Source organism: Paenibacillus sp. 2TAB26, assembly GCF_052115145.1.
Lineage (GTDB): Bacteria > Bacillota > Bacilli > Paenibacillales > Paenibacillaceae > Pristimantibacillus.
Map to the genome: position 1 here is coordinate 1 of NZ_JBFRGC010000052.1, position 21,297 is coordinate 21,297.

A 21,297-nucleotide genomic window follows, 5' to 3' on the forward strand; every position below is an offset into this window, starting at 1 on the left:
CCCGCAATTAGAGTGCCCTTCTCTCGTTTGCAATGCAACTGCACCTATTGATCCGTTTGGATTGAGCGGAGTCAGGCTCAGGCAACCGCCGCCCGTACTCGATTTTGGTGACACTTCGCGGCGACAGCTTCATCCGAGGCGGTATTTTGAATTACAAAATTGGCAGTCTTCGTAATTTTAATCACTGAACCCTTGTCCAACAATTTTTTTATCCAAATCAACATATACCGTGATACTTTCAGTTGAAACACTCAGTATGATTGAATGTAACGGAGTACACTTCTTTTCCGTAATAGCTACCAATTAAATTAGCAAATTATTATTAAGAGTCACTTTCCTTACAACTGAATCTTTCGGACTCACAGGAATTTGGTCTTGTTTTTCATCATTAAGACTGTTGAAAGCAGTCATCTCAATTGGTAACTCACTTCTTTYAGATTGAAATAGATTACGTCCGCTAAAGATATTGTTAAAAGGATAAGTATCGGAATAAATAACAATCTCTTCAAGATATCCCTCCTACCGCATCAAGTCCTTTAGCTAATCGTTACTTCAATGAAGCAACAATTCCGCTCGGCACATAGTTTTAGCATTATACTTCAAACGAGATAAGGTATTAAGATGTTGCGTTAAACTACCCGTTAATGTAACGAAGCTGCCGATCCTTGCCCGCAACCTCCTCCGAATTGAGTGTTGAGCTATAGTTCCTCGTTAGCGGAATGACCTTTCTTAATCAGCGAGAGCACGTTTTATAATCGCTTTTGCTTCAGCAACCAACTTTTCATCTTTATAATCAATTGCCTGCATCATGATCAAAATGGGAATGTATATGGCTATCAATCGAGCTAATATCTTCGTTTCTTCATCGACATCCCCATATTCTTTGAAAAAGTCTGAACGCGCATCCGGAGGCAAAAAGCTATACGCGACATTCAAGTCGCAAGCAGGATGTCCGATATTGATATCTCCCCAGTCAATAATCCCTGAAATTATTCCATTCTCGTCTACCAGCATATTTTTAAAATGAAGGTCTCCATGGAGGAATACGTTTTTGGGTTTCACTTTTTCAGTTCCAAGCTCTTCCAAATAGTTCGATAATTCACGATACTCTTCTTCACTAAAATGAAGGGCAAGGTCGGAAATGAATTTATGCAACTTTTCTTTACGCATTGCAATATCAATCAAATTTCTATGGTCATGTTGAACTCCATTTTCTTGGGCAATTTGCACAGGGAATGCATGTAAGCTTTTTAAAAATTGCGCGAGCGTTGTTGCTGATACCGCACGTTTCTTGTCAGTTAATCCGATTGGAAACTCTCCTGATAAATAGGGGTAGCCTAGGAAAGGTGCAGGATAATTATAATCCCCTTCCCCAAAAAATAGCGGTAACGAATATGCAATGGAACAATAATCTTTAAGCTTAGGTAGTATCTTTCCTTCCATCCTTAAACGATTAATTGCAACTTCTCTTCTTGGAAAGCGAAATACATATTCGACCCCGACAAGAAAAACAGTGTTATCCCAGCCGTATCCTAGTTTTTGTACGCTTTGTGAAGCTAACTGCGGAAACTGACTGCTTATTAATTTATGAGCCAATTCTTCTGATACTTCCCATTCCGCATCCCATTGATTCGTACTTCCCATATCCATTTATCGACTCCCTCACGAAAATAGAAAATAGGCTCGACTAGCCTGTTCCATTTACAACATCATATCATTAATTTGTTCTTCTGTTCGAGAACAACCTTACCGTCTGTTCCTCTATCCTGCCAGTTAACGTAACGGCGAAGGGCTGCCACGCGGCAGCCCTTTTGGTTTTCAACTATCGTCTCCCGATAATCCAATAACAACATCAGACTCATTCCCTAGGATRTCCCATGCTATTGATACTAATTAATCCTCTCTAAATATAATCCATTTATCATGCTCTTTTACCATCGCGAAATTAGGGTCAAATATTGAACCGACCTTATCTAAAAAAATCACTACCAATAGTTCTACTTTAGATTCTACTCCGAATTCGTTTTGGATGGCCTTTGCTCTATTATCCGGGTCGTGACGAATCCATAGTATTTTCTCAATATTATCTCGATTTTCGTATAAACCAGTCAGAACTCCTTTCACATCAATTTTATGAAAATCTTTGATATCATTCCTATTCATTGCATCATACAGTTTAAAGATTGTTGATAGAATATCGGGCGATATGGAACTGTCAACAATAGGTGTTCTTTCACTTCCATCCAAGAGTGCTTCAAGCATAAATGAATTCACTCTTTTTAGTTCAGATAAAAGGTTTGTATTATCCAATTGAAGATCAGCTAAATTTTCATTCAATTTATTCTTCTCCAACTCAAAGTCAGCTTTTAGTTTTAAGAAATCCTTCTCTTTAATGAATATTTCATTTTTGTATGTGCTGGCTGTTTGTTCTTTTTCCATTATTTCACTATTTTTTTCAACTAACTGCACACTCATCGAATTTATTTTTTTTTGTTGTATGACGATTATACAAAACAGTATTAATAACAGTAATACGGAACCAAAAAGTGTTTTTTTGTTAAGCAATTGGATTCACCACCTCCTGAAATCAACCCTTATCGATAGCTGCTTTCTCTGTGAACTTCTTTATTCGGCTCTCAAAAGAAGCGCAATCATGCATCATCGCTAACAATAAAATTGATGGAATTAAACTGTAAGCTGGTTACAATTATACCCCAATTAAATGACGCCCTTTCATACCAAATTGTTGCGTTAAACTGCCCGTTAGCTTAACGCCCAGCAGAACAGAGGCCGAGTCTTTATTTTATTGTAAAACAAGCCCAACACATGATAAATAGCTCATCGGCAATCGCTATACATTCTTGGCCTTTTTCGGCATTCGGTACATATTCTTGACATTGCACATTGCCAAGAATATGTACCGATAAAATAAAAAAACCGCGATTTACGCGGTAATTAATCGGCTCATATTCTTGTCATCCGACATTTAGTGTCATACACCATATAGCTCGATTTTCGTTCTGTTTTTTTATAAGTTTCCCTTTCTTGCAGTAAAAAAGCAATTCGGATATAATCCGAATTGCTTTTTCTTTGAATAATGTGCTCCGGTACCGTACCGCCAACGGAAAGGCCAATCGTTGTCAAACCACTTCGATTGCCGGATTTATCATTCATCATGGATTCCCGGCAACTCATAACGTTGTTACAAATGGCAATCCTAAAACATCAGCTATTGTTCCGCGTTCTGGAAATATTTATTAATTACTCCTTTAATCCTTCTAACTCCAGCAGCAGAAGATTGTTCTTTTTTAATACTGAACTTTCCTAAGTTTGTTGTATCTTCTACATGAGGTCCTCCACATACTTCTCGACTCCAAACTTTCCCTTCATTATCTTTGATTGTATACACCTTAACGATATCCGGATATTTATCCCAAAAATTCCCTTCAACATTACTTTCTTTCGCTTCAATTTTAGGCAGCTCTGAAATATAGGTAACTGCTTTTGATGAAATCGCTTCATTCACATACTTTTCCACCTCAGCTATTTGCTCTGGCGTAAGTTTTTCATCATGGTTGAAGTCAAACCGTAATCGTTCTGAAGTAATATTACTTCCTTGTTGATGAACATGATCACCTAAAACTTCCCTTAAACCAGCAAGTAATAAATGAGATACCGTGTGCAGCGCTGTTGTTTCTGTTGAATGTTCAGCTAATCCACCTTTAAATTTACCCGCAGAAGCAGTTCTGCTCTTTTCAGCATGTTTCTTTGCCGCCTCTATATAAGACGCCTTGTCCTCCATGCTATATCCACTTTCAGTTAGAAACTCTTCCGTCAACTCCAAGGGAAACCCATATGTTTCGTAAAAATAAAAGGCATCTGCACCTGTCACTTTACCCTTATTCTTAAGATGTTTTTGTATTTCAAATTCTCCTTGCTGTAAAGTTCTATAGAAAAGATTTTCTTCCTTATTTACTATTTCGATAATTTTCTTTTTATTACCGATCAAATCTTCATAAGCTGTTGCTTCATCTATATAAACTTCAGACAACTCACCCACAAAACTTCCTTGTATACCTATTTTTTTACCTGCACGAATTGCCCTTCTTAATAATCTTCTTGTTATATACCCTGCATCACTATTAGCTGGCTCCGCACCATCATTAATTAGAAAAGTAGCCGCTCTCACATGATCAAGTATGATTCTAAACGACTTTAAATCGTCAGTATATTGTTTACCACTTAACTCCATCAATTTTTTCTTGGGATTAAGAAAGAAAGCCGTATTATAAATATCCTTGTCACCATTAAGGGCTGTTGCAACCCTTTCTAATCCGCCTCCATAATCAATATTGGGATTTTTCATTTTTACAAATCCTGTGTCTTCTTTTTTGTAACACATAAATACGTTGTTCCCAATTTCTAAAAACCTCTCGCTTACAGAAGCAGGATGATCCAGTGAATCACCGCCTGGTTCAAGATCATAGAACATTTCACTATCAGGCCCACCCGGTTCACCAACAGGCATATCCAATGGATTTCCGGTTCGACTCCACCAATTTTCTTTTTCATCGTATAAGAAAATTTTCCCACCTCTAGATGCCCCATATTGATAGGGATCATCTTCAATGATAGGTTCTATGCCAACTGATTTAAATTTTTCTGACCAGATTTGAATGGCTTCCGTATCTCTCTGTATATTCAAATCATCACTTCCTATAAAAGCACTGATATACAGCCTGCCAGGATCAATTCCTAATTCGATAATATGCCAATTCCAAATGGCATCGATTTGCTTTTTCTTATAGTTATTTTCATTTGCTTTAAACTCCCATCGACCTATCATTTCAAAAAATGTCAGATGCGACGTATCTCCTACTTCATCAATATCCACTGTCCTTAAACACTTCTGAATATTAGCAATCTCATTACCTATCGGATGCTTTTCCCCCAATAAATATGGAACCATAGGTTGCATTCCACTTCCTGTAAACAACGTTGAGGGATCATTTTCTGGTAACAAGCTGGAAGAGGGCACTTGGCTAGCCCCTATTCCTTTCATAAAATCAATATATGATTTTCTTAACTCATCTGGTGTCATTTTCACCATGCTCAATACCTCCATTTCAATTATTAATTATTCTCGGAAAATTATTTTGCAAATATTCGAACGAGAAGAAATAAAACAAAAAAGCCCTAAGCTGACATATTTCTTGTCAACTTAGGGCGAACTATTATGTCCGTGTTACCACCTAATTTCAGATTTCTCTGCACTCTATCAATACGGGATATCTCCGATATTGTTTCCTGAATAACGGTGGAACTCCGTTGAAGCCTACTAAGATTCCTCTGTTCGGTTCACAGCTCCGAGACTGCTTCACTATTAGATCAATGAAGATTCGCACCAACCATCTTCTCTCTGTGAGATCCCTAATAGCTACTATTTCTCATCATAGCCTTTTCGTTTTAAGTTAAAGCAATGCTATCACACTGAACATGCTCTGTCAATTAATTCCACTATTTTTTATAAGGTATAAGTCTGTCGATTCTACCATCAGCTTTGGCAATTCGGTTGCTTCGCATCCTCTGACTTTAGTCAAATTATAATTCTCCCCAACCTCAATTCCACATTCGACAAGAACTTCTATACAAAAAATAAAAAAGCCGCTGTTTAGGCTACTTCAGTTGTATATATGTTCTTGTCGTCCGACAATTTAGTGTATATATTATTTGGGTTTAATTTGAAGTTTCTAGAATGTGTGAGAAATAATGCACTTGACTTGATATGATCGAGCATTTGAAGGAGACGCCAGAAGTCGCGCTTCGCCCGCTTTAATGAATGAGAAAGACGCTCAACATCTCTTGGTGATGATGAGCGTCTTCTTTATTCATACCTTTGGAAATGCTTTCAATAAGACAGTGATCGATTCGGCGCGTGTTGTCGATGCATTCGGCGCAAATTGATTGCTGCCACGCCCTTGAATCCAGCCTTGCTGCACAGCTGCATCAATGGCTCCGATCGCCCATGCCGGGATTTGCTTGTCATCTGCGAAGCTCGTTCTTGCGCTTGCGTCGATAGACAGCTTCAATGCTCTCGCGACCATCGTCACCATCTCTGCGCGACTGATCGGCTGATTCGGCATGAACCGTTGATCAGCATAGCCTTGAATGAGTCCGAGCTCTACAGCTTGCGCCACGGCCTCACTCGCCCATATCGGGATCGAGGCTTGATCTACGAACGCCTTCGTACTGCTTTCGTTGCTTAGCTGCATCGCCTTCGCGAGCCATACCGTGAACTCCGCGCGTGTCACGGACTGATTCGGTCTGAATGTTCCATCCGGATATCCGTTCGTCATTCCTCGCTGCACGGCTGCTTGAATATCCTTGGCAGCCCAGTGGCCTGCGATGTCTTTGAAGGCCGGACTCGGCTCGGTCGACTTACGATTGACGGCAAAGACGGCGAATATACCGACATTACGTGTATCCGCTTGAATCGTACTATCCGTTACCGTGCCTTTGAATTCCACCCAACGCGCTGTTGCTTTATCATATTGGAACACAGATGCTTGTTGATCTTTGCCAAGCTTACTGACATCAAACGTCAAGCTGATCTGAATCGGCTTATCGAAGCCGCCCTTCACATCCTTTGACAATTCGAACACCGGGCTTATTGCATTCGGCTGCTGCGTCAGCAAGTCAGCGGAATTGTCGATTTTCTTCAGATGCAGCATCATCGTTTCTTTCGCTGCGCCTACCGGAACAGAAACGGTAATCTGCTTGCCTAAGCTGACCGTTCCCGCTTCGCCGGCTTTGATCGTCGCTTCGCCTTCCTTCACGCCAGGTCTAGGATTATCAGTGTCGATTGGAGGTTTCGGTTCCGATTTATCGATAGAATCCTTCAACCTCGCGTTCAGATCGCGCAGAGTATCCACTACTGTCTCGAAATGATACGGGTATCGATCCAACAAGAACATCAATTGTTTGCGAAGCTCCTCGTTCCCTTTGTTCAAATTGATCAATTTCTCGGCTGCATCAATTAATTCTTTGTAGGGTACCATTAGATCATCGCCGTACACTTCGAACTCATAGATGGAATATCCGTAGTATTCGCCATAGACAGGCATTCGTTCAATTCCTTGGAATTTCACGTATCTAGCCTGCTTCGGAGCGAATTCCACCGTACTCGTCTCTCGTTTATCGCTGGCCGTAAGAATTCGATCGTCTGCCATCACGTTTTTCCATGTTACGTTATCAGTGGAATAGAGAATCTTGAACCGTTTCGCGGCCGTCTCCCATCCGATGACGACCTTGCTAATATTTTGCGTTTTGTCCAAGTCAACGGTGAACCACGAATCGTCTTTGTACGTACTCGCCCAGCGCGTGATCATATTTCCATCGACGGCTTGGCTCGAAGGTACCCATGCCGCCTCTAATCCCGAGGCATCGGTTACCTGATGCAGCGCATAGTTGTTCACATCGAGCAGCGGAATGAAGCGATTATAGACTTGTAGATTATCGATCGTTCCTTTGAACGCGTTGGTTGTGCCGCCGATTTTCGCGACAGGCAGGACAAGCGTCTGAATGCGCTGCACTGGCTGCGCCAGCTTCTCGACGTATTCATTCCCGTTCACATAGAGCGAGACGCCATTGCTGTCCCCCGTGATGAGAAGATGAGTCCATTGGCCAGCCGGCACTTTGTAATTGAATGCGCTATCATATCCTTCTTTAGAGAATCCTAATTTACCCTTGGTGCCGTGTTGCTTTAATTTTACCGTTCCCGCAGGCGATTCCATTAATACGGTATCGTCCGGATTGTCCGCATCCGGGTTAATCCACATGGAGACGGTCCAACCAAAGTTTAAGCTGTTGAGAGGTGTATCCAAATAACTAGTACCGCCGTTGAAGTGGGCGCCTTGCCCATATTTTCCTTTGACAAAATCGACGTTATTGCTTCTTGCATCGTATCCATTACCGGATGCGTCGATGGAATTGTTTTCGAACGAATAATCAAGGACGATTCCTTCCGTATTTTTGACTTTCACATCATAGGAAAGGTGGGTATTCGGCGCATCGCCCATCTTCGCGGCCGTCTTCACAAAGGTGTCGTAGTCTACATCGCTTCTCGCGCCGTGCCACATTTTCTCGGAAAGGACCTGCATGGCAGGGACCAAGCGGACATGAGTATCATCCATCGATAGCCCCGCTTCATACGAAATATCGTTCCAAAGTGCGAACATGCCGCCTTTTAATTGCGGATGGCCAAAAGGCAGCGTCGCACCGTACCATTTTACAGGCTCCCATTCCTGATATAAGAGTGACGTATTTAAATAATCGGCATATAGTCGGGGTACGAGATATAAATAGCTATTATTGATGTTAATGATGTTATAACCAAGATCGATTGCTTGCTGCGGTCCGCCATACGGTAAGTGCCAGATCGCCATGGTCGCTTCATTGCTGATCGGTGTCTTACCGGCGTACTCTTGCAATCCGCCCCACAACAAAGGATGTTTCCCTTTGCTATTGATGAATTTGATCATGGTATCCATATATTTTCTGAAATCTTCCGTGTTTCCTTTGTATTCATCGGTTCCAATTTGAACATCAGGACCGAGAAATGTAGGGTCTCCGCCTTTCCAGCCATCAAGATATTCACTCCACAAATTCTTGACAAATTCCACGGTCTCGGGTTTTGAGACGTCGAGATGCGAATCATTCCCCAGAGAAGGATCTAATGTCGTAAAAGCACGCGAATGCCCCGGCGTATCGATTTCAGGTATAATATTAATACCATAATCTTGACCTAACCGCTGCAAATCGCGGAACTCTTCTTTCGTATAAAAACCATCTATACTTGATAAATTCGGATACCTCTCGCTTTCTAACCGAAACGCACCGCGATTACCTATATCATCATTCAAATGGATTTGCAAATCCGTCATCTTATACCAAGCCATCATCTTCACGTAATCCCGCAAGAAATCAATCGTATAGAATTTGCGAGCCACGTCGATCATAAATCCGCGTGTCTCGTATTTCGGATAGTCGCGGGACTGCCCCTTCGGAATCTGGTCATGACCTTCATCCTGCTTCAGAATTTGCAGCACGGAACGCGTTCCGCTGAAGACACCCTTTACCGTCGGCGCCGTAATGGCTACATAATCACCGATATCGAGTATGTAACCTTCTTGACCTAAGACCTTATCCGTCGGATTTAAGGACAAGTACAGATCTCCGATGGATGGTGTCCCTTGGGTAACAGTCAATTCCCGTCCCGTAATCGCTTTCATATCTTCTTGGACGATAGCTGCTGATTTGGCTAACGACGGGTCATTATAGACAATCTTCGCTGCAGACGATAATGTATATTGATCTGTTCTCCCAATCCATTCTTGCAGGGACGGAATTACTTTCGGTTCCTCATTCAGCCCTTCGATCTGTTGATTTAATCCTGTGACCGTAACTTCGAATGACGGCGTTATCGCTTTCTGCGTTGGGTCCTCCAGGCTTTGTACTTGCAGCATCACATGAACCTTTTTATCCACCAATGGGGGGTGAATGACGCCTTCCTTGTCAATGACAGGCAGCGCATCCGATCCGTAGATGGAGATTTGATAACCTTCTGGTACAGCCGGGAATGGGAACTCGGTCTGTCCTTGACTGATCGGTTCAATGCCGTGAATCCCTTTGATGATTTTCTCTAGTGGATCTTCGCTGTATACCTCGAACTCATAGAATGAGTACCCATACAGAATGCCATCAGCCGGTTTCCGCTCAACCCCTACAAACTTGACGTATCTTGCTTCTCGTGACAGAAAATTTAGGACTTCCGTTCCACCTTGGCAATTAATAATGCCATCATTCTCAAGTGTAATGTTCTCCCAATTATCACCATAGACCGAAGTCAGCACGCGGTAGGATGTAGCTGGCGTCTGCCAACGAATGATAACTTGGCCGATCTCCTTCTTTTCGCCTAAATCTACTTCAAACCACTGATCATCGTATTTATCGGAAGACCAGCGTGTAGACGAGTCTCCATCGACGGCAAATTTAGGAAAAAGTCCGTCCGGAACTTCATTGCCGGATACTTTCACATCCTTCTTCAACGCATAGTTCTCCCGGACGCTAGCTAAAACCGTTGGTGCAGCATCCATTCCTGGCTGCTGCACAGCGAATGGCTCTTCGAGGTTGGCATCTGGGACAGTTTCAGGATCCGAAGCTACTTCAGAACCAGGCACTGTTTCCGGTAATGAGTTATCCGGTGCTTGTTGCGTGATTTCTTCTGCATTTAATGTTCCGTCTGCGTACGTTATCGATGGATGAACAGAAAATATGATAGAAAAAAATAAGACCAACGATAACAATAACGAACATCTTTGTTGATTCCTTCGGCTTGACTGCATTTCCTCATCCTCATTTCCTCGTATGAAATGATATATTCGGGTTTTCGTACTGCTAACTTGAGTACTCGTCATTCCCGGGCACCCATTCCTTACCAAGTGGCCTCCTCACAGTTAATAGTATGAGACGTGTTAGCCATAGAAAAATAGATAAGTTCTTACTTTCATATACATTTGTTTACATTTTCATTATATTAATAAATAAAATCCCATCAAATCTACTTGATGAAATCCGGAACTCTATGAAAGATACTCCCAAAAGAGTCTCACAATGAGGAAATTTAGGGAATATTAACTACACTAACCTGCCCTTTAGCTTAATGAAAAATAGAGCAGCTGCCCGATCGCAATCTGCTCCCTGTTGTATTCAACTAAAGTCTCCCGTTAGCAAAATGGAACTTTTAATTCTTTACTTCAATTAATTCTTCAACATTGCCAACTATCTCAAGAATTTACTTTTTGAACGCTCCCTTTAGTAATGAATGAATCTTATCCTTTAAGTGTTCTTTACTATCGCCGCTAAGTACATTTTTATCCCAAATCTATGACTCAGGTATGTCATTCTCATAATAAACTTCATAAGAAACTAAACCATTTCCCCTTGTCACTCATCAGAAATGTTAACACGTTCATGTCATATCATTTTGGCAAGAAAGTGATAACAAAAATAAAAAAGCCGCATAAATTGCGGCTTACAATGTTACTATGTTCTTGTCACCCGATTAAACAATGGTTATGAGAAAGCATTATTATTGATGAGTTATTCTTATGGTATAGTGTCATATTGCCGTTAGCCTCAAAGGCGAAGGCTATGTAGTCGTTAGGATTGATATAGCTTTCGAGCTCTTCATCATTACTTACATCCGCAATGTACGGCGGTTTTTTTATTTTATTCAATCCTGCCGATACTCGAGAATATCTCCAGGCTGGCAAGCGAGTGCTTTGCAGATCGCTTCGAGTGTTGAGATTCGAATGGCTTTCGCTTTTCCGTTTTTAAGTATCGACAGGTTCGCCATTGTAATGCCGACTTTCTCGGATAGCTCAGTAACGCTCATTTTCCGCTTTGCAAGCATGACGTCAATGTTAACCACTATCATACGGTCAACTCCTGTTCTTCTTTGAGCTCGATCGCGTTTTTGAGCAGTTTCTCAAGAACTGCGGCAAATACTGCGATTACGACTGGCGCACAGGTTATAATTAGCCCAATGACCATGACGCCTGGTGCATCTGCGCCGTCAGCTACAAAGTAGAAAAGCGGGAGATTACATGCAAACATGAGTGATACGACAACCGCCGCTTGTTTTATTTTCTTAAGCGCTAAAACAGAGGTTTGCGAAAAAGCGGTATTTGTATCAATGTACCTGAGAAGCTTTAATGCCTGAAGTAGCGTAAATAAATACGCAATAGACGCCACATACGCAGCCAAAGCGGAAAGATAAACTTTAATATCCGGGAAATCCGGCATCATACTATGCGCCATCGCTGGGATTCCATAAAAACACATCACTAATGCAGGAATTGCCATAACAACCAGAACAATTTTTAAAAAGAGCGTCTCTTTTTTCATTTATTTCACCTCATTTTTGATTTTATCACTTCATTTATCGTTTCACAATAAAAATACATTGTTTTCTTCGTTTGAACCCCACAAGTTATTAAAAAAAATAAGCCCTACGGCTTATTTGTTCCTCCTTCAAATTTGAGCCGAAATACGGACATATTTATGAACCCACTAATTGAAGTTAATCGCGAAAATGATTAAACTATCTTGCCCGTTAGAATTCCTGTAAAACGAATATTTTGGACTTTGCATAAAAAAGAGCGCCTCTGTAATATGGGAGTTGGAAACGGGTCTACAGCCCTTTAATCTCACCATCAGGAGGTCGCTCTACTATGAAGTTTAAATCACAGGAAACAAAATCAACGCATTGAAAACATATCCTCATTCCATCTTGTTGTTGGAGTAGATATTGCCCAGGAGAATCATGTCGCTCGTGCAGACAGCTATCGTGGTGTTGCTCTGGATTCGTCGCTAGAATTCGGCAGTCATGATGAAGGGTTTGGGCGGTTCGGCCTATGAATTCAAGATCTGCTCAAATCATTCAAGCTGAGCAAAGTTATCGTCGGCATGGAGCCTACCGGCCACTACTGGTTCAGCCTTGCTCGCTGGCATTCATCAAAAGGAATTGAGGCTGTTCTCGTAAATCCCCACCTCGTCAAAAAGAACAAGGAAAACCGCGACAATACCCCTTCCAAAAGCGACCACAAAGACGCACTATCGCAAATATGGTCAAAAATGGCTACTATTCCCCTGTCCGGTTCAACCCAGAAGCCCTATGAGGAACTCCGGATTCTCATGGCCAACCGGGACACGGTTACCAAACGACTTAACAGCGCTGTTAATCAGATTCATCGATAGGTAGATATTGTCTTCCCTGAACTACCGCACGTCTTTAAAAACCTTACCTGCACCAGCACCATTGCTACGTTAAGGCTGTTTCCTCTTCCGAAGGAAATTAGCAGCTTAACGACAGAGAATGTCATTGCCGGCTGGAAGCAATATGTGAAACGCCATGCAGAATTGCATCGAGCCGAGCACTCATTGTGCTGGCTAAACGCAGCGGTGGTTATACGCATGAAAACGTCTTGCTTCGCCACGCCGGTCTTAACCTAACGGAAGCCAGCTCAGTCAGGTAAATGGCGTGGAAAAATGGCGCTAAGCAAACAAGGCCGCCCTCGTCTCCGGCGTTTTCTCTTTCTCATAACCATGTGTATGGTCATGACCAATTCGGATGTTAGAGCGCTACACCACCATAAGGTCGAAGTGAAAAAGATCTGTAGTCATATGAACTTCTTCTAACCGGATGGACTTCGTGCGGAACCATTCGGTCGCTTGCTGGACCAGTGAAGAAGAATTTATCGGTGTACACCTCATGCAGTCCACAATCCGAAATTTGGTGTTGAGTTCTACCTATTTTTTAATGCCTATGTTTCTCCCTTAAACATATCATCACGTTTTTCAATCATCACTTGAAAAAATTTCAGGGAGGCCTGGATTTCAGACTCCGATAATTCATTTAAAACCGATATAAATCTATCCTCCATCAATTCATGCATGGTCGCATGCAATTCATAAATCCTTTTTCCCTTGGGTGAAAGGGTAAGATAGACCTCTTTTTTATTATCAACCATCTGGTTTCGTTTGATAAAACCCTCTTGAAGTAACTTATTACTAATTTTTGAAATGCTCGCTTTGGACAAATTCATTTTTTCTGCAATCGACGTATTGTTAATAGGTTCATTGTTTCCAATGCAATCAATCACATGTACGCTTGTCAAGTTGTTCGGAATGGATGTAATGCCATGTGACTGTGCCAAGCCAGTAAACTCGCTAATCTCTGCTGTAAACATTTGCTCGGTTAGATGAACAAAGTGAAGAAAACGTTCGTACAATGTTCGCTTTAACCCCTCAGACATGATGTTAACATCCCCTTTATAAAAGCGAATTGCCCCTAGCAAGTTTAATATGCGGGCTAACGCTATATGATTGTTTTAAGTCCTATTTTTTTATTGTTCACTTATAAAATATTTTATCACGTCACTTCATAGGGATCAACCCTGAAACACCGAATGTAAAGAGAAGTTGACAGCCATTACGCTTTTATATTATAGTTTCATCGTTAACAATAATAAAAAGAGATGTTGATTTTGACTCGTTCCGATTCATCCATTTAGCCAACTGAAGACCATGCATTTACAATCGAGGGGGTATGACAGTGAATATTGCCAAAACGATAATAGAACGCCGAACCATTCGCAAGTTTAAAGCAGAGCCCGTCCCATTCGAATTGATGAATTCCTTGCTCAAACAAGCTTCAAGTTTGTGGAAGTCCGAAGCGTCTCAAGATTGGCGTTGCATCTATTATGACTCCATGGAATCGCGTTTGCGACTGGCAGAGAGCATGTTTGCCAAAGTAATAGACAGTCAGCTTGGTAAATTGATCCCGTCAAAATTAACGGGATTTCTCACCAAATCCGTTCTTAATACGCCGGTTCATCTGGTTTTTATTGCGGCATCTTCAGAAAATCATCGACAGCGTGACAACAATTATGCCGCCGTCTGCAGCATCATGCAAAACCTTCAATTGGTTGGTTGGGAAAACGGTTTGGGAATGCTCTGGTACACGGACCCATTGCTGAACAATCCGTCATTTTTTAATGAAATTGGCCTGAAGGCAGGGGAGAAGTTTGCCGGTATTTTAAATATTGGATACTTTGATAGGTCACCTAAAGCCCGAAAAAGGACACCCGCGGAAATGAACTGGACAGAATTCACAACAGATACAAAACCGCATCTAACTAATGAAGACCGTTATGTATCTTCTCAAGACATTTTGGAAACATTAAACATCGCTGTTTGGGCACCGAATGATGGACTTCGTGAACCATGGCGTTTTATTTATGTGACCGGCGAAGAAGCCGTTGCTAAACTCGCGCCTTCACATGGGAATACCTCGCAGTCATTACTTATCGTATTGGCAAAGAAAGAAGCTAACCCGCACAAGCAAGAGGAGGATTATGCTGCAGCATGTTGTTTGATTCAGAACTTTCAATTGTTGGCCAACTCTAAAGGCTGGTATGTTCGTCGCACCATGCCGGAATGGATATATGAGCGACGGCTACCGATACCTCTTAAGATAGATCTGCAAGAGAGAATTGTAGCTGTACTGGAAGTTGGGACAGTGGAGCAAATTTCATATTCATCCTCCACTTCCTCGACTTTAAATGTAATACGCCTTTGAATAAATATGAACCTCATTTAAGGAAGCTCTAAAGTGCGATGAAGGGCGAATGAGCACCCCCCGCCGACAAAACAAGTTGGAAACGTAAAGGTTTCAAGCTTGGTCAAGCCGAACACAGCTTCAATGATCCGCCTCAGTTTTGATTCCCGATTACAAAATCAAAAACTTTTCACCGCTGACACTTCATGTTTACCAAGACATCGTTCGGCAATCAAAAGAGAAGGCATTTTCTCGATGCTTTCTCTGCTGCTTAATATTAGCTGGTATAGCATAATGTTAACGATAGTTCCTTATCTCAAGATTAATCGGTTATGAGTATATGTTCTTTTCAATCTCGGCTAAGGATATATGTTCTTGTCTTCAGGCTTGGACAAGAACATATATCCTTACAACAAAAAACCGCTGTTTAGGCGGTTTCCAATACATTTATGTTGTTGTCCTCTGACAATGGCTTGTGTCAAATCTATCTTGTATTTTCAGCATTGTTATTTTGTCACTTCCTCTGAATCCATACCCAACCAGTACTCGGAATTTTTTAAACTTATTATATTTATTGGAATCAGTTATTGATTTGTACTTCAATGAATGTTTTGTTATTGGAAGTTAGAAACCAATTGTTTCAGTTGTAGGACCGCTGGAACCATTCGAATTGAAAAAAATACTTACTAATGACCAATTAAATGGAATTTTTTACATCTGTCGTCGTGTTTTATTAAGTTAATGTTTCCCGTTAGCTTAACGATTTGGTCGAACTTATTAATTGATTTTGCTGGTCTAAACATGTTAATGCATCATGGACAACTTCTCGTGAAAAATTCTTCACAATGATTTGAGTCTCGATCATGAAAACTTTCCCGTCCATATTCCGCTCAATATAATCCAGTAGGCCTGCTTTCGTACAAAGTGAACACCATCTACTTTGACCATCGCTAAAGATTACTGATACCTCAACGTGCTCTAATGAGTCTTCACTTGAATCCTGAATCGTATCGTCGAATTGCCAATTAGCCATTATGGGTACGTAACTTTCATCAGTGACGAAAAGATTCTTTTTAAACCACCTTGCTCGGTTATTATCACCAATGACTTTTATCTGTTGTTTTACTTCGTTTTCTGCAAACACTTCATATTTCTTGCCGCGTGTCAGAGCATCTGCATAAGAACTCACATTATTGCAAACTACAAACTTTTTGTTCTCAGTCATCGCCCTACCCTCATTTAACGTTTTCTTCAGCCAGTTCACCCTTCGTGCTTATTGAGCTATCATTCCCCGTTAGGCCAAGGAAGACTTCAAAACGAGCTATTCCCGCATGCCAGTGAGTTCCATGCCTCTATCTGGGAAATGGAACCGCCTTGCATCCCCGAGGGTGTTATTGCGCATATTTGTTTCGGCCTTGCACCTACTCCATATGTAATTACAGCTCTAACCTGCATAGGGCTCTCGTTCACCTCGAACACAAGATCCGCATGGCCCGTGCAGTAGCAACCATCGTCATATTCGGCACGAACGTTACTGAAGGATAGTAGTCGAACCCCTTCTTCAGCCAACTTCTTCCAAGCGTTTTCTTTGCTGCCATTGGTCTTCTGCCCTTCCCAGCCAAACAGATCCGCAGCTCTGTCGTAGTTTTGCTCCTGGACTGCTTTCAGGAATGAAACGGTTTGCTTTTGTATGCCTATTGGGTTCCAAAACAAGGTAACTTTGTACAGCAAAAACATTATGCACAACAACAACCCCAAATAACCTACCGATTTCAAAAGAAGTTGATTCATCTCTGTCCTCCCTCCAGTCTATACAGTAGACGAAACGGATAGGAAAAGTATTACGTTAACCTGCCCGTTAGCGTAATGAAGCAGCCGATCATTGTGGTCGACTGATTCCGTGTTTTTACTGAACTATGTTTCCCGTTAGTTTTGTGAGATACGCTAATACTCTATGCAAAATTTGTACATTAGCGGTTCCGGTCGCCGGATAAATAAAGCTCCCTTGCGGTTTGCAGGAACAGCTTCACCCCGTGAGGAGCCTCCTTCAGAGACGGAACCGCCAATTGGATCTCTCTGAACGGCTGCGGTTTAATTGTCCGAACGCGGACATTAGGCGGTAGCACCGATAACGACAACGAAGTTGTCGATACGATCGCGACGCCCAGCCCTTCTTGAATCATGCTCAATGCCGTGGTTATGTTGTGTCCGTCATATTTGACGCGCAAAACGATTCCGAATTGCTGAAATAGCTCATAAATCGGCGTTACAAACCCGCCTTTGCATACAATCATAGGTTCATTGTCCAGATCGGTGATATGGATTTCCGGGTGGATTTGCAATGGATGATCGTATGGTATTACCATTCTCTGGTTCACTAATATTGTTTGTTGTCATTACGATTTCTCCTTTCATTGTTCGAAGTTTTTTATACTAACATTTAACACTATAGATTCCAATATTTAGACGTATATTATTCGGATTTGTTACGTTATCCTGCCCGTTGGCTCATCGGCAATCGGTACATATTCTTGTCATCCGACATCTATGGCTTGTGTCACAATCACTGATTACTTATTAGAATTATTTTGTCACTCCTATATTCCTTTAGCTAAAGCATTTTTGGTCATCGTTATAGACTGACCTTAAAAATGAAACAGCGGCGAACCATGAAGGCTGGCCCTGATCGGAATCATTAAGAATGCTAACAATAGTGAAACCGCAGCTGCATTCTTTTCTGCAGTTGCGGTTGTCCAACCGTTTACTATTCGAACTTATAGAACTGTACTATCCCACTTATATAGATCGAGCTCATAACCCCCTCCCTCGCCCCCAATTTCGAGGATGCCAAGGCTGGCTGCTGGCTAAAAATCGCATCCCAAAAAGAGGCCTTTTATGGATTTTTAGAATTTCAAGAACGCCATTGATTGCTTCTTGATATTTACCACCTATTTTTGATTCATTGTCCCCAAGCTATGATGACATCCTTGATGTGATGATTCTTCAAGAGCATATCATGTATGGCTTGGTTGTTTTTGGCCATAAGTTCTGCATTTCTGAATTACGGGTATACTCATTCAATTTCTTTGGATCCTTCTCGTAAATTGGAAACAAGTTTGCGATAAACACGCCTGAATATTTATTATGACAAAAAATGCAAAACAATATTGAACGTTATATCTGATTCGAATTGATTTGCTCTACTTGGATACTCCACCAATCAACTTCTCGAGATTTTCCCTGTCCAGAAAAGGTGCTAGGCTTATGATCTGGTTCGCATCGATGGTGCCGTCTACAACATGATCTACCAAACGACTTAATGTCTCTCTGCTAATAAAGGGCGCCAGTCCATTCACGGCATTCCAGCTCAAGCTTCCTTCTTCGGCTTCTTGTACCAACCGATCCACCTGTTCCCTACCTAGAAAAGGTGCGAGGCTTACGATCCGGTTCGCATCGATGGTGCCGTCTACAACCCGGTCTACCAAACGACTTAATGTCTCTCTGCTAATAAAGGGTGCCAGCCCTTGAACGGAATGCCAGCTCAAGCTGCCCTCTTCTGCATGTTGTACCAATCGATCTACTTGTTCTCTTTCAAGAAACGGCGCAATTCCAACAAGATTGTGCACTTCTAAGGAACCGTCAATCGATTTATTTACCAGTCGGTTTAATGTGTCACTGCTGACGAACGGAGCGAGTCCGGTAATAACATTCCACACAATCTCGCCTTCTTCTGCCTGACGAACCAGTTCATCCAATATATCTGTTCCAAGAAACGGAGCCAGTCTCATGATCACGTCTAACGTAAAGACGTTGCTGTCTAATCGTTCAGTAACCTTATGCAGAACGCTTGCCTTTACAAACGGCGCTACTTCTACAAGCTCTTCCACCTCCACCTCTCCGGTATTGACCATCTCTGCAACTTGTTCTGGCCTGTTTCCTGCGATCTCCTCAACGATCGTTCCTAGGTGCTGGTGCTTCCGATTTTCTGCGTTTTCTCCTGCATTAATAATGTCGTCTACCGTTTTTCCGAATAACCTCGCAAGCTGCGGAAGCGTTCCGATATCCGGTATCGAGTCTCCCCGTTCCCATTTCGATACCGCTTGATGACTTAAATTCAGTTGATCTGCAAGTTCCAATTGGGTCATATCCTGGTCTTTGCGAAGCCTCGAAATATAAGCTCCAATTTTACGTAAGTCGAGCATCGTATTACCTCCGTAAAAAAATGTACAGTGCGCACCGTCGAATACAGCATAGCATTTCCACAAACGTGATTCTATCAAGCGTTGGTTGAATTATCACATCTACTTTGTTCAACCGCCAGTAGAATTGTCTAGTTTGAAAATCGCCAGAGAAGGTAGCCAGAAGATCCCGCAGTATATTCCAGATCTGGAATCTACCCGACCTACACTACTTTTGTCGCTTTCATTTATAGGTTTTTTCTACAAATCATTTTCATTAAACTGCCCRTTAACATTCCTGTAGGTGTTAGTAGATTCAATTTGCAGTAAAACGAACGCCCCGCTAGGATGAGTATGTACTGGGTTGGAGCCCTCAGAACTCACCTTAGGAGGCGTTATTATGAAGTCTAGACTAACTAAAGCTCAAAATCAACGTGTAGAACGTGTTTCCACTTCTACGCTTGTCATTGGCATCGACATTGCCAAGGAGAAACATGCTGCTCAAGCTATTAACTTTCGAGGTATTGTCCTCACCAATCGCCCCATTATGTTTTCGAACGACCATGCGGGCTTTGAGCATTTAATAAGCAGTATTCGTAAATTACAGAACATGCACAACTTGAACGACGTCATTGTGGGAATGGAGAGTACCGGTCACTWCTGSTTCAATCTCGCTCATTGGTTGATGAATCAAGGGATTTCTGTTGTTCTTGTTAATCCAATGACGACCAAACGCAATAAGGAAAACAGAGATAACTCTCCATCTAAGAATGACCCAAAGGACGCTTTGGTCATTGCCGATGCAGTGAGCCGCGGGTTTTATACGCCCTTCTCTCCAAAGGAAGAAGCCTTCCGCCGCTTACGGGTTATTGTCACAAACAGAGAGCACTGGGTGGTTAAATCCGGACGGATTAAGAACAGAATCCACCGCTGGTTGGATATCCGTTTTCCAGAATACTGCAAAGCGTTTGAAGATATTTTTAGTCCTCGTTCATTAGCCACTTTGCGTCGTTTCCCAGCCCCATCTGACGTATTGCAGTTAACTCCGGAGCAGATGGTGCAAACCTGGGGAATTTACATGGCTAGACCTGGCGGTGTGCGAGGCAGGAACAAGGCTATCYAGCTCCAAACACTCGCTAGACATAGCGTTGGAGACGCTACTGCCCTTGATGAAGACAAATGGGAGCTTAGGCACCTCATCGAAGAATTTGAACGAATCTGCCACATCATTGCTGAAGCGGACGAGATCATTAAAAAGCTATTGCCCGAGATCCCCTGTTCTGATCTCGTTCGATCCGTCGGTGTTTCCGTTCCCGCTATGGCTGCCATATTCGCATTTGGCGGGGACTTGCGTAAGCTGTCTCACGGAAATCAGTTATTGCGAAAGGCTGGATTAAACTTAGCGGAACGTAGTTCTGGTAAGTTTAAGGGGCACATTAAGCTAACCAAACGAGGAAACTCATTACTACGGAAGCATTTATACTTCTCAGTGTTTCACCTCTTATCTCACAATCGTGCATTCCAAGCCGTGCATGCACACAATGTTGAAGTAAAACGAATGACAAAAATGCAATCCATGATGAAGTTGATTGGGAAATTGGCTCGAATGCTTGTAGCCATGGTGCGAGAAGGACAAACTTTCTCCGCGGATAAGGCTCAGCCGCTACTAGCAGCTTAACTACTAAATTCGCAACCCAGATACGTAGATTAGCTCGTTCGCAGGATTTCACAAAGAAAGCACGGAGTACCGAGATTTTTACGCTTTAGGGCATAGACCCGTTCCGTTAACGTTGATCGGACTCCACACCTTGGTAAGATAGGACGAAGGAATGTAAGGGCTTAGACCCGTTGAGATTTGGGAGAGTGAATCCCAAGGACCTTGTGGAGAGAGGCGTGCAGCAAATCTTTCTGAGGAAGATGTTGTAAATAGACCAACAC

General features: G+C 42.1%; 18 protein-coding genes and 1 other annotated feature. Of the genes, 4 read left to right on the forward strand and 14 right to left on the reverse strand.

The features are described from left to right. Window positions 1-729 precede the first annotated feature (729 nt). The 8 genes from AB4Z50_RS34780 to AB4Z50_RS34815 all read right to left on the reverse strand — a co-directional run bounded on the left by AB4Z50_RS34780 (window position 730) and on the right by AB4Z50_RS34815 (window position 11,967). Complete coding sequence (locus tag AB4Z50_RS34780) at window positions 730-1,644, reverse strand: phosphotransferase (protein ID WP_441886941.1); 915 nt, start codon at window positions 1,642-1,644, stop codon at window positions 730-732. 65 nt (window positions 1,645-1,709) lie between these two features. Next, window positions 1,710-1,862: a hypothetical protein gene (locus AB4Z50_RS34785; RefSeq protein ID WP_441886912.1), complete on the reverse strand. Its 153-nt coding sequence runs from the start codon at window positions 1,860-1,862 to the stop codon at window positions 1,710-1,712. Window positions 1,863-1,893: 31 nt separating this feature from the next. After that, window positions 1,894-2,565, reverse strand: a complete 672-nt coding sequence (locus AB4Z50_RS34790; protein ID WP_441886914.1) for a hypothetical protein — start codon at window positions 2,563-2,565, stop codon at window positions 1,894-1,896. 399 nt (window positions 2,566-2,964) lie between these two features. Continuing rightward, a complete protein-coding gene (locus AB4Z50_RS34795) occupies window positions 2,965-3,174 on the reverse strand; it encodes a hypothetical protein (protein ID WP_441886916.1) in 210 nt (69 codons plus the stop codon). A 55-nt stretch (window positions 3,175-3,229) separates the two neighbouring features. Beyond that, window positions 3,230-5,110 carry an alanine--tRNA ligase gene (locus AB4Z50_RS34800; RefSeq protein ID WP_441886917.1) on the reverse strand — a complete coding sequence of 627 codons (1,881 nt, stop codon included), beginning with the start codon at window positions 5,108-5,110 and terminating at the stop codon, window positions 3,230-3,232. A gap of 109 nt (window positions 5,111-5,219) precedes the next feature. Continuing rightward, window positions 5,220-5,463, reverse strand: a binding site (T-box leader). 425 nt (window positions 5,464-5,888) lie between these two features. Beyond that, the gene (locus tag AB4Z50_RS34805; protein WP_441886919.1) at window positions 5,889-10,355 is read right to left on the reverse strand and encodes an S-layer homology domain-containing protein; all 4,467 of its coding nucleotides are present in this window, start codon (window positions 10,353-10,355) and stop codon (window positions 5,889-5,891) included. A 938-nt stretch (window positions 10,356-11,293) separates the two neighbouring features. Further along, the gene (locus AB4Z50_RS34810) at window positions 11,294-11,497 is read right to left on the reverse strand and encodes a helix-turn-helix domain-containing protein (RefSeq protein ID WP_076269356.1); all 204 of its coding nucleotides are present in this window, start codon (window positions 11,495-11,497) and stop codon (window positions 11,294-11,296) included. Next, entirely contained in the window at window positions 11,494-11,967 is a 474-nt protein-coding gene (locus tag AB4Z50_RS34815; RefSeq protein ID WP_076269355.1) for a DUF2975 domain-containing protein, read from the reverse strand. The genes AB4Z50_RS34810 and AB4Z50_RS34815 overlap by 4 nt, the downstream gene beginning before the upstream one ends. A gap of 561 nt (window positions 11,968-12,528) precedes the next feature. On the opposite strand from AB4Z50_RS34815, the gene AB4Z50_RS34820 reads away from it, so the two are divergent. Together AB4Z50_RS34820 and AB4Z50_RS34825 are read left to right on the forward strand one after the other, a co-directional pair. Next, window positions 12,529-12,819, forward strand: coding sequence for an IS110 family transposase (locus AB4Z50_RS34820; RefSeq protein WP_441886921.1), 291 nt, complete (start codon window positions 12,529-12,531; stop codon window positions 12,817-12,819). Between the two features lie 291 nt (window positions 12,820-13,110). Further along, window positions 13,111-13,260: a hypothetical protein gene (locus tag AB4Z50_RS34825; RefSeq protein WP_441886923.1), complete on the forward strand. Its 150-nt coding sequence runs from the start codon at window positions 13,111-13,113 to the stop codon at window positions 13,258-13,260. A gap of 125 nt (window positions 13,261-13,385) precedes the next feature. On the opposite strand, the gene AB4Z50_RS34830 is transcribed toward AB4Z50_RS34825, so the two are convergent. Next, entirely contained in the window at window positions 13,386-13,877 is a 492-nt protein-coding gene (locus AB4Z50_RS34830) for a MarR family transcriptional regulator (RefSeq protein ID WP_441886925.1), read from the reverse strand. Between the two features lie 293 nt (window positions 13,878-14,170). Between AB4Z50_RS34830 and AB4Z50_RS34835 the strand changes: the two genes are divergently transcribed. Further along, entirely contained in the window at window positions 14,171-15,202 is a 1,032-nt protein-coding gene (locus AB4Z50_RS34835; RefSeq protein WP_441886927.1) for a nitroreductase family protein, read from the forward strand. Window positions 15,203-15,932: 730 nt separating this feature from the next. Here AB4Z50_RS34835 and AB4Z50_RS34840 read toward each other — a convergent pair. From AB4Z50_RS34840 to AB4Z50_RS34855, 4 genes are all read right to left on the reverse strand, one after another. Beyond that, window positions 15,933-16,445 carry a hypothetical protein gene (locus AB4Z50_RS34840; RefSeq protein ID WP_441886929.1) on the reverse strand — a complete coding sequence of 171 codons (513 nt, stop codon included), beginning with the start codon at window positions 16,443-16,445 and terminating at the stop codon, window positions 15,933-15,935. Window positions 16,446-16,492: 47 nt separating this feature from the next. Then, on the reverse strand, window positions 16,493-16,972 hold the full coding sequence (locus AB4Z50_RS34845) for a hypothetical protein (protein ID WP_441886931.1): 480 nt from the start codon (window positions 16,970-16,972) through the stop codon (window positions 16,493-16,495). Window positions 16,973-17,151: 179 nt separating this feature from the next. After that, a complete protein-coding gene (locus AB4Z50_RS34850; protein ID WP_441886933.1) occupies window positions 17,152-17,559 on the reverse strand; it encodes a LysR family transcriptional regulator substrate-binding protein in 408 nt (135 codons plus the stop codon). Window positions 17,560-18,381: 822 nt separating this feature from the next. Next, a complete protein-coding gene (locus AB4Z50_RS34855; protein ID WP_441886935.1) occupies window positions 18,382-19,383 on the reverse strand; it encodes a helix-turn-helix transcriptional regulator in 1,002 nt (333 codons plus the stop codon). 376 nt (window positions 19,384-19,759) lie between these two features. Here AB4Z50_RS34855 and AB4Z50_RS34860 point away from each other — a divergent pair, with 376 nt between their 5' ends. Further along, a complete protein-coding gene (locus AB4Z50_RS34860) occupies window positions 19,760-21,037 on the forward strand; it encodes an IS110 family transposase (protein ID WP_441886937.1) in 1,278 nt (425 codons plus the stop codon). Between the two features lie 78 nt (window positions 21,038-21,115). On the opposite strand, the gene AB4Z50_RS34865 is transcribed toward AB4Z50_RS34860, so the two are convergent. Continuing rightward, on the reverse strand, window positions 21,116-21,297 hold a 182-nt coding region (locus AB4Z50_RS34865; protein WP_441886939.1), incomplete at its 5' end, for a hypothetical protein.

Coding starts and splice junctions, on each gene's coding strand:
- AB4Z50_RS34780 (WP_441886941.1), bottom strand. CDS start 1,644: ATGGGAAGTACGAATCAATGGGATGCGGAATGGGAAGTATCAGAAGAA.
- AB4Z50_RS34785 (WP_441886912.1), bottom strand. CDS start 1,862: ATGAGTCTGATGTTGTTATTGGATTATCGGGAGACGATAGTTGAAAAC.
- AB4Z50_RS34795 (WP_441886916.1), bottom strand. CDS start 3,174: ATGAATGATAAATCCGGCAATCGAAGTGGTTTGACAACGATTGGCCTT.
- AB4Z50_RS34800 (WP_441886917.1), bottom strand. CDS start 5,110: ATGGTGAAAATGACACCAGATGAGTTAAGAAAATCATATATTGATTTT.
- AB4Z50_RS34810 (WP_076269356.1), bottom strand. CDS start 11,497: ATGATAGTGGTTAACATTGACGTCATGCTTGCAAAGCGGAAAATGAGC.
- AB4Z50_RS34815 (WP_076269355.1), bottom strand. CDS start 11,967: ATGAAAAAAGAGACGCTCTTTTTAAAAATTGTTCTGGTTGTTATGGCA.
- AB4Z50_RS34820 (WP_441886921.1), top strand. CDS start 12,529: ATGGAGCCTACCGGCCACTACTGGTTCAGCCTTGCTCGCTGGCATTCA.
- AB4Z50_RS34825 (WP_441886923.1), top strand. CDS start 13,111: ATGGCGCTAAGCAAACAAGGCCGCCCTCGTCTCCGGCGTTTTCTCTTT.
- AB4Z50_RS34830 (WP_441886925.1), bottom strand. CDS start 13,877: ATGTCTGAGGGGTTAAAGCGAACATTGTACGAACGTTTTCTTCACTTT.
- AB4Z50_RS34835 (WP_441886927.1), top strand. CDS start 14,171: ATGACAGTGAATATTGCCAAAACGATAATAGAACGCCGAACCATTCGC.
- AB4Z50_RS34845 (WP_441886931.1), bottom strand. CDS start 16,972: ATGAATCAACTTCTTTTGAAATCGGTAGGTTATTTGGGGTTGTTGTTG.
- AB4Z50_RS34855 (WP_441886935.1), bottom strand. CDS start 19,383: ATGCTCGACTTACGTAAAATTGGAGCTTATATTTCGAGGCTTCGCAAA.